The organism is Streptomyces sp. NPDC050388, from assembly GCF_040655635.1.
Lineage (GTDB): Bacteria > Actinomycetota > Actinomycetes > Streptomycetales > Streptomycetaceae > Streptomyces.
In genome coordinates this window covers 90,600-98,667 of the sequence record NZ_JBFAKH010000027.1, presented here as the reverse complement: position 1 = coordinate 98,667, position 8,068 = coordinate 90,600, and the positions used below count along the sequence as shown (strand labels likewise).

At 71.0% G+C, this 8,068-nt stretch carries 9 protein-coding genes and 2 pseudogenes; 7 read left to right on the top strand and 4 right to left on the bottom strand.

The window, feature by feature from the left end:
- Positions 1-975: 975 nt before the first annotated feature.
- Positions 976-1,074: pseudogene (locus AB0I73_RS17970) on the bottom strand (DNA mismatch repair protein MutT); the annotation flags it as partial.
- A 9-nt stretch (positions 1,075-1,083) separates the two neighbouring features.
- On the opposite strand from AB0I73_RS17970, the pseudogene AB0I73_RS17965 reads away from it, so the two are divergent.
- From AB0I73_RS17965 to AB0I73_RS17955, 3 genes and pseudogenes are all read left to right on the top strand, one after another.
- Positions 1,084-1,316: pseudogene (locus tag AB0I73_RS17965) on the top strand (hypothetical protein); the annotation flags it as partial.
- 257 nt (positions 1,317-1,573) lie between these two features.
- Positions 1,574-1,831, top strand: a complete 258-nt coding sequence (locus tag AB0I73_RS17960; RefSeq protein ID WP_363038392.1) for a hypothetical protein — start codon at positions 1,574-1,576, stop codon at positions 1,829-1,831.
- A 10-nt stretch (positions 1,832-1,841) separates the two neighbouring features.
- Complete coding sequence (locus AB0I73_RS17955; RefSeq protein ID WP_363038390.1) at positions 1,842-3,269, top strand: HEAT repeat domain-containing protein; 1,428 nt, start codon at positions 1,842-1,844, stop codon at positions 3,267-3,269.
- 28 nt (positions 3,270-3,297) lie between these two features.
- Here AB0I73_RS17955 and AB0I73_RS17950 read toward each other — a convergent pair whose 3' ends face one another.
- Positions 3,298-3,612, bottom strand: coding sequence for a hypothetical protein (locus AB0I73_RS17950; RefSeq protein ID WP_363038388.1), 315 nt, complete (start codon positions 3,610-3,612; stop codon positions 3,298-3,300).
- 242 nt (positions 3,613-3,854) lie between these two features.
- On the opposite strand from AB0I73_RS17950, the gene AB0I73_RS17945 reads away from it, so the two are divergent.
- Positions 3,855-4,229, top strand: a complete 375-nt coding sequence (locus tag AB0I73_RS17945; RefSeq protein ID WP_363038386.1) for an ArsC/Spx/MgsR family protein — start codon at positions 3,855-3,857, stop codon at positions 4,227-4,229.
- A 114-nt stretch (positions 4,230-4,343) separates the two neighbouring features.
- Positions 4,344-5,024: a hypothetical protein gene (locus AB0I73_RS17940; RefSeq protein WP_363038384.1), complete on the top strand. Its 681-nt coding sequence runs from the start codon at positions 4,344-4,346 to the stop codon at positions 5,022-5,024.
- A gap of 275 nt (positions 5,025-5,299) precedes the next feature.
- Here the strand turns inward: AB0I73_RS17940 and AB0I73_RS17935 are convergent, their stop codons facing one another.
- Together AB0I73_RS17935 and tnpA are read right to left on the bottom strand one after the other, a co-directional pair.
- Positions 5,300-6,523, bottom strand: a complete 1,224-nt coding sequence (locus AB0I73_RS17935; protein WP_363038382.1) for a transposase — start codon at positions 6,521-6,523, stop codon at positions 5,300-5,302.
- A complete protein-coding gene (tnpA, locus tag AB0I73_RS17930; protein ID WP_363038398.1) occupies positions 6,520-6,948 on the bottom strand; it encodes an IS200/IS605 family transposase in 429 nt (142 codons plus the stop codon). Before tnpA ends, AB0I73_RS17935 begins: the two co-directional genes overlap by 4 nt.
- A 163-nt stretch (positions 6,949-7,111) precedes the next feature.
- Here tnpA and AB0I73_RS17925 point away from each other — a divergent pair, with 163 nt between their 5' ends.
- Both AB0I73_RS17925 and AB0I73_RS17920 read left to right on the top strand, forming a co-directional pair.
- The gene (locus AB0I73_RS17925; protein WP_109381837.1) at positions 7,112-7,234 is read left to right on the top strand and encodes a hypothetical protein; all 123 of its coding nucleotides are present in this window, start codon (positions 7,112-7,114) and stop codon (positions 7,232-7,234) included.
- A 119-nt stretch (positions 7,235-7,353) separates the two neighbouring features.
- Positions 7,354-8,031 carry a winged helix-turn-helix domain-containing protein gene (locus AB0I73_RS17920; RefSeq protein WP_363038380.1) on the top strand — a complete coding sequence of 226 codons (678 nt, stop codon included), beginning with the start codon at positions 7,354-7,356 and terminating at the stop codon, positions 8,029-8,031.
- Positions 8,032-8,068: the final 37 nt, after the last annotated feature.

The window sequence follows — 8,068 nt, the reverse complement described above, 5'->3', positions numbered from 1 at the left end:
GCAGCGGATCGGACAACGGACCGCCCAGCACGATGCCAGGGGTGGGCTCCAGGGAACGCCGCATGCGCCGGAGACAGTGTCCCTGCGGGGGGGGGGCAGGGGATCTTCGCGGTCCCGAGGCTGCGGGGCCGGAGGCGGATGCCGTGCCGAAAACCGTGAGCAGTCGGCAGGCATGTGTCACATGAGCGCTCAAATGAGCGACATAAGGACAGTGGTGGCCGAAGTGCTCACGGTTTTGGGACGGTGTGTCCTCCCCGCGGCGCGGGCGCGTGTCCGGACATCGCACGCGTCGAGGCCGCCGCCCCACCGGGCGGTCGTGGAAAACCGTCCGCACGAGCAGCCGACCGCCCCCGGCGAGGCCCGATGCGCCAGCACTCGATCTCACGTCCGCCGGGCAGCACCACCGTCTTCGAGCCGCGACGCCGCCTTCAGATCCCTTGCACCACCCGTCGGGACACCGTCTGCGCCGGAAGCTCGTCGTAGGAAGGGACCGGGCTGGAAAGGAGGTTGCCGGCCGCCCCAGTGCGTCTCGTGGCCGGGCGGGGGCCAGGATCCCGTTTCACCTGGACGGGGCCACAGCCGGCCCGCCCGTTCACATTCCGGGATCGCGCCTTCCCAGTCGTCGGTGCACCGGTCGGCCCAGGTCCGGCCCACCATGACCGGCCGGGTCACCACGCCGCCGGCGACCTCCTGCACCCGCACCACCAGACCGAGCCCGTTGACTCCAGGGTTCCCCGCGGACCGTAGGACACATCGAGAATCCCGCACCCGTGAGCGTGCAGGAGGAACCGTTCCAGGTCGGCTGGGACGCAGGCGGTCAACTCCCGCCCCCAGAGCGCCACCTGGGGACCACGGGCCGCGTCGACCGCGACGCGGAACAACCGGCCACGGAACTCCGGGCAGAGCCGTTCTCACAAAGCCTCATCAGCTTCAGCCGTGCTTGTTGTCATGCCTCCCCTGGCTGGTAGCGCCGGCCTACTTCCAAGCGTCCAGCGGTACCTGAGGCCCGCCCGTCAGGTAACGGTGGAGGGCACCGGCGGTGGTCTCCACGAATTCCTCGGGGATCGAGGGCGAGGACCTCGCGGGCGCGGCGGACCGCGGATCACCGCCGAGCACCTGCTGACGCTGCTCGAGGCGGCCACGCCGACGGCATGAGCAAGGCCGAACCGGGCGGGCGCACCTCCGCAGTCGGCCCGTGCTGGTTCCTCCCCACTGCCGCCTCCGCCATCTTCGACCGGGACGACGAAAGGGGCAGCATGCCGGACGAGGTCCACCACGGCGGCTGGTTCGACGAGCACCGCCGCCTCACATCCATGCCCCGGACAGGTCGAGGGAGCGCAGCCAGCGCCGGTCGCCGCACCCCCGAGGCGGCCGAAGCCCCCAGACGTCGATCACACCGCCCGACACGAGGTCTTTGAGGTCACGTGCGGGCGGCTTCCTGATGTGTCACATGGGATGTGCATGAGGTACGTGAGACGGGTGAGCTGTCGTATGTCTGGAACGTGCTTTCCTCGGCGGACCCGGAGAGGGATGATGGAAAGCTGACACTGCTGTTCGAGAGAGGTTCACGGGGATGCCCGAAAGGGACGACGAGGAGCGCGAGTTCGACATCAAGTGGGCGGACGGGGCCGAGCACAAGGAGCCGTCGGCCCGTGCCCGGATGCTCGCCGCACGCTGGAAGGACAACCCGCCCGGCCCGGTCCCGTTCCGCGGTGAGCCGGAGCACAAGGCGTCCCGCGGCTCGTCGTCATGGGTCTCCACGGCCGTGGTCCTCGGCTGCGTCGCCGCGGTGATCGTTTTCCTCGGTTACATCAACTTCCGCCCGTACTGATCAGCGCGGGATGAACGAGGACGTCTTCAGCGGGGAGACGGCGGCGGCGCGCCTGGCCCGGGGCGCCGCCCTCGGTGAGGTGCTGGACATCGCCGACCCGAGTGGGAGTGCCTGGATCGCGCTGGACGAAGGTGTGCGCGCGTCGGCGCGGTATCGGTCCGCGCCGCTGCCGGACCCAGCAGCCGTCGGGCTGTCGGAAGAGTCGCTGCTGGTTCTCGCCCTGTGCCATCCCGACGGGCGGATACGTGAGCGTGCGCTGGTCGGGGCGGCGGAGCACCCCGTGCTGTTTCCTCTGCTCGTCGTGCGTGCCGCCGACTGGGCAGCGCCCGTACGCGAACGGGCCCGGCAGTTGCTGGTCGAGACCCTCGCCGGGGAGGTGAGTGCAAAGACGGTTGCCTCCCTCGCACCGCTGGTTCTGCGGGTCGCCCGCCGCGAACGCGGGGACTTCGGCCTCGAACTGCTCGGTACCGCGCTCCGCCGGGCTCCGCACGAACTGCTGCTGCCCCTGTGCACCCACCCCGACCGCACCCTGCGCCGGTTCGCCTTCCGGTCGGCCGTCAAAGGAGGTCTCCTCTCCCCCGGTGAGCTGGCCCGCCACGCAGCCCGGGACGACGACACGGTCGTCCAGGCCCTCTGCGCCGACGCCGCCCTGGCTGCCACAAGCACCGGCGAGGGCCGGGGCGACTGGGACGACGTACTGGAGCCGCTGCTGGGCGCGCGCAACCCACGGGCACGGTCGGCCGGTGTCACCGCGCTGAGGCGGGCCGGGCGGCCCGAGCGGGCGGTGGAGTTCCTCGCCGACCGGTCCGCGGTCGTCCGGGCCTGCGCGCGCTACGTTCTACGACAGCACGGGACGGATCCGCTGCCCTGGTATCGGGAGCGGTGCACGGACCCGGCGGACCCGGCGGTGCCGCCCGGCGCGGTCGTCGGACTGGCGGAGTGCGGGCAGCGCGCCGACGCGGAGCTGCTGCGGCCGCTGCTCGCCCACCCGGCACCGGCCGTACGGGCACGGGCGGTGGCCGGGCTGCGCACCCTCGACGTGGGCGCCACGGAGCAACTGTTGCCGCTGCTCGACGACCCCGCGTCCGGTGTGGTGCGGGAGGCGGCCACCGCCCTGCTTCCCCTCTCCGGGGCGCTCCCCGCCAACCGTCTGATGGGGTTCCTCGATACCGGGCGCCCCCGGCATGTTCGGGTCGCCGCGTTCCGGCTGCTCGATGCCCGGGGCGGGGTCATCGGACTGCGGGCGGCGGTCGCCCTGCTGGAGGATCCGGACGACAGGCTGCGAATGTGGGCCGGACAGTCGGTGCAGCGCTGGCATCCGGCCGCCGACACGCGCCCCGGGGACCCGGAGGTGGGCGAACTGCTCGACCGGGCCGGCCATCTGTTCGGCGAGTACGTCCTGAAGCGGTGCAAGTGGGAGGCGGGGCTGCCCTCCTGAGACAGGCCCCGCCCGTCGACCCTGTCGGCTAGCGGTTGTAGCGCATGAAGGCGCGGACCATGTGGCAGGTCGTGTTCGACGGCGGGTGTATGCCGATCAGTTCCGCCGTGCTTCGTATCGTCTCGTCGGGTGCCTGGTCGGGCAGGTAGACGCCGGAGTCGAGCAGGGCGATGGCGAGCCGCATCGCCTTGAGGCGGCGGTTGTGCGTGACGTACCACTCCCGCGGGCGGCCCGGCGGAAGCGGCCGCTTCTCGACGGGCGCGCAGGGCGTTTCGAGCAGGACGGGACGCTTCGCGGTGGACTGGGTGGGCAAGGGCTTCGGCTTCAGTGCGGCAGCGGGCACGGCATCCTCCTGTCGCGGTCAGGGTGCCCACCGCGATCCACGCCGATCCCGGCAACACCCTCGAACACTGCTTCCAGTTTACTGCCCGGCACTGACATCCGAAGGCCTCGGAGAAGTCACCGAATGCCCAGGTGAAGAAGGTGTTCCGGCTGTGGAACGCCTGGTTCGGAAGGTGCCCTCCGGGGCGCTGGGGAATTCGAACAGCGGCTCGGCGGGAGCGGAGGGAGCGTACGGTGAACGGCATGGAGATCTGGATCAATCCGGCCTGTTCCAAGTGCCGCAGCGCCCTCACCCTGCTGGACGCCGAGGGCGCCGACTACACCGTCCGCCGTTACCTGGAGGACGCGCCGAGCCAGGGCGAGATCCGTGAGGTGCTGGAGCGGCTGGGGCTGGAGCCGTGGGACATCACCCGCACCGGGGAGGCGGCCGCCGGGGAACTCGGGCTCGAGGAGTGGCCGCGGGACGCCGGTTCGCGGCAGCGCTGGACCGCGGCGCTCGCCGAGCACCCCGAGCTGATCCAGCGTCCGATCATCACGGCCGAGGACGGCACGGCGGTAGTGGCCCGCAGCGAGGATGCGGTACGGGACGCCCTGTCCCGTCGGACGCCTGACGCCTGAGACCGAGCGGCCGTGACGCAGGCCACTTCGGGAAGTCCGCCGGACCGCTGAGTAACTTCGTTCGGCATCTCGTACATAGCGGCGTACGTTCCCCTACCGCTTCAGGAGGCGCGCATGTCGCGCAGGAGAACTCTCGGCCCCAAGAAGAAGCTCGCGTTGCTGCTGAGCGCCGCGACGGTGGCCGGCGGCGGTGCCTTCGTCATGGCCAGCACGTCGAACGCCTCCCAGACGGCGGCACCCACCACCAAGTCGGCGGCCGACTCGACGGTCTGCCAGGGTCTCGCCACGGCGCTCGGCAACAACCAGAAGTTCATCGAGGGTCAACGGGCCGATCCCGATGCGCAGTCCGAGGCGCGGATCGCCAACCGCGAAGCGGTCATCGCCGAGATCGAGCTCAAGCAGAGGGCGTCCGGGTGCACGGTTGGGGAGTCGGCTCAGGACTCCCAGCCGGCACAGCCCGCTCAGCCCGCGCAGCCCGCTCCCGGTGAGCAGGCCGGCGGGGGCGACGCCGCGCAGAACCCGGGCGGCGACGGCGCGGCGGCCTCCGGCGAGCAGGTGTGCAACGGCTCCACGGTCACCCTCTCCGGTGAGGCCGGCGCCCCGGCGGCGTCCAGCAACCAGTTCCCGGCCGGGACCAAGCTGAAGGTCACCAACCTGGACAACAACAAGTCCACGACGGTGGAGGTCACCGGGGTGTCCGGCAGCTGCGCCCTGCTCAACGACGCGGCCTTCGAACAGGTCCGGGAGCCCGGCAAGTTCCTGATCCGCCGGGCGCTCATCGAGAAGGTGGGCTGACCCCGGGCCGCCACAAGCCCCCTGGGGCGCAGACCCTGTTCGGGGGGCGGGGCGGGCCACGGTGCCGCCCCGACCCGGGTCGCCGCCCCAGGGTGTGACGGGAGCCCTCCCCCGCTCGGCCGCCGTCGAGAGCGGGGAAGGGCTCCCTGCGTCTGGGAAGGAGCGAGAAGCCCGCACCACACGGTCCACGTGGTGAACCAGGGCTCCTGCTGGGGGCCTCGGTCTGCTTCAGTGACTCCACTCACACGAAACGCGCGGGCTTCCTGCGGTCGTGGCTAGGCCACGTCGCAGAGGGCCAGCCCGGCCCTGTTGAGGACGTTCGTCGCGCCGACGTGGTCCGCGTTCGCTGCGAACCCGCACACCGTGCATTCGAACTTCGCTTGGGTGGCGCGGTTCTCCTTCGCAACGTGCCCGCAGTCGGGGCAGGTGCGGGAGGTGTTGCGGGGGTCCACGGCAATGACGGTCCGACCGGCGCTTTCAGCCTTGTGGGCGAGGATCACGAGGAACACCCCCCAACCCGCGTCGAGGATGCTGCGGTTCAGACCGGCCTTGGCGGCGGACCCGTTGGGCAGAAACGCGCCGGGGGTTTCCGGATCGGGCTTGGGCTTGGGCGCGCGGGTCATGCCCGCTGTGTTGAGCCGCTCGTGGGCGATCACATCGTGGGCGATCACATCGTGGTCGCCCACGAGGGCGAGCGCGGTCTTGTGCGCGTGGTCCAGGCGCTGGCGGCGGATCTTCGCGTGGATCCGGGCGACCCTCCGGGCGGCGGCCCGGTGCTTCTTGGTGCGTCGGCGGGTCCGCTGGGGGAACCTCGCCAGGTGCCGCTGTGCCTCGGCCAGGTCGTCTGCCACCGCTCCAAGGAAGCGCGGGCTGGCGATGTGCACGCCGTCGGACGTGGTGAGGAAGTGCGTCACGCCCATGTCGATGCCGATGCTGCTGCCCGTGGCGGGCAGCGGCTCGGCGGGCACCTGGTCGCAGGAGAGGACGACGTACCAGCGCCTTCCTTCCCGCTTGATGCTGATCGTCTTGACCCGGCCCTTGACGGGACGGTGCTGGTGCACGCGGACGTGGCCGACGCCCTGGAGGCGGACGCGGGTCTGCGCATCGTGCGGGGTGGAGTCCCAGCGGCAGCCGTCGCCGTCTTTCGGGAAGGTCACGGTGTCGAAGTGCCCGACGCCCTTGAACCTGGGGTATCCGGGTGTCTGGCCTGCCTTGACACGCTGGAAGAACGCGGCGAACGCCTTGTCCAGGCGGCGCAGGGTGGCCTGTTGGGAGGAGAACGACCAGCGGCCCTGTCGCTCGAGGTCGAACGCCCGGATGTCCTTGAGCTGCGCGGACTGGTCGCCGTAGCGCACGGTCGTCTTCGACGTGTGCCGGTAGGCGTCCCGGCGCTCCTGGAGGGCCCCGTTGTACAGCGAGCAGTGATCTCGCATCATCTCGCCCAGCGCGACCGTCTGACGGGCCGTGGGCCGCAGGAGGAACTTGTACGCGCGGATCACGAGCCGTCCCCCTCCCGCTTCTTTGGGGGGCGTTCCCACTGGGTGTCGATGTACCTCTCCACTGTTGCCGCCGATACCGCGCCTACCGAGGCGGCGAAGTACGACGACGACCACAGCGTGGGCATCCGCGACCTCAGGTGCGGGAACTCCTCGCGCAGCACGCGGGAGGTGAAGCCCTTGAACTGGTTGGCCACGTACGAGGCGGACGACTTCGCATCGTGCTTGACGAACAGGTGCACGCGGTCGGGCATCACCTCAAGGGCGATGATCTCCCAGCCGCGCTCGTCCGCCTTGGCCCGGATCAGCTCGTCCAGGCGTTCCGCGACCCGGCCGTCCAGGACCGGACGGCGGTACTTCGGGCACCACACCACGTGGAGCCCGAGATCGTACACGCCGCCGGAGAATCGGCGAACCTTCCTGGTCACGGCCACGTAACAACTATACACACGCGACAGGTCTAGTGCGACAGAAAAACGATAAAGACGAACAATGCTGATTTCTGCACCCAGTTGAGATCGGAGCAGCCCAGACAAGCCATTCCCCACCCCGTTAAGGCGGAGCGCCCCCTGGCTAGGTCATAATGGGGGCATGGACGGTTTCCGGGAGCTCATCGCGACAGGTCGTCAGGACCTCGAGCCCTTCTGGCCCTCCCGTCAGCACGACGACTTCGACCGCGAGTGTTGCCGCGCGACGACCGCGCCGGCCCTCTGACGCCGTACCTCCCGGCCTTCCGCCGGCGCGAACCGCGTACGTCCTCGACCGGCCCGACCACGAACTCGTGGCGGTCGAGTCCTCTCGACGAACCCTTCGCGCGAAAGAGCTGCCCCCTCATGGCGACCACTCGTTCCCCCTCCCCCGCGAATCCCGCGCATCCCGTGAACCTCGTGAACGCCGCGCCCCCCGCGGACTCCGTGCCCTCCGTGACCTCGGCGCCCTCCTCACCCGCCGCCCCCATCGCGCCCCGTACCGTCCCGGCCGGCGGCCGTCCCCGCCACCGGCTGCGGGCCGTCGCCCCGGACGAGGTCGTCACGGTCGCGGACCTGCTCCCTCCGGGGGCCACCTGGCTGCCCGCACCGCAGCACACCCTGCCCGCCCTGCCCGGGCGTCCGCCCATGGTCGGCTACCTGGTGCTGGTCCCCGCCGACCAGCAGCCGCCGTTCCCGGTGGCGGTACCGGACGCCGACCCGTCGTCCGCCCCAGCCGCGCCCCCTGAGGACGACGAGGCCGACGCGTCGGTCCGCGTCGACACCGTGCGGCGCACCGCCGAGGTGGATGGGCGTCAACTCGACCTCACCTACCTGGAGTTCGAGCTGCTCGCCCATCTCGTGGCGCACCCGGACCGGGTGCACACCCGCGACCACCTGGTCGCCACCGTGTGGGGTTATGGCCATGTGGGCGACGGCCGAACCGTCGACGTCCACGTCGCCCGGCTGCGCCGCAAGCTGGGCGCCGAGCACCGGGGCAGGATCCAGACCGTGCGCCGGGTCGGCTACAAGTACACGCCCTGAGGGTGGCCCGGCCCCGCTCTGCTCTGCTCTGCCCTCG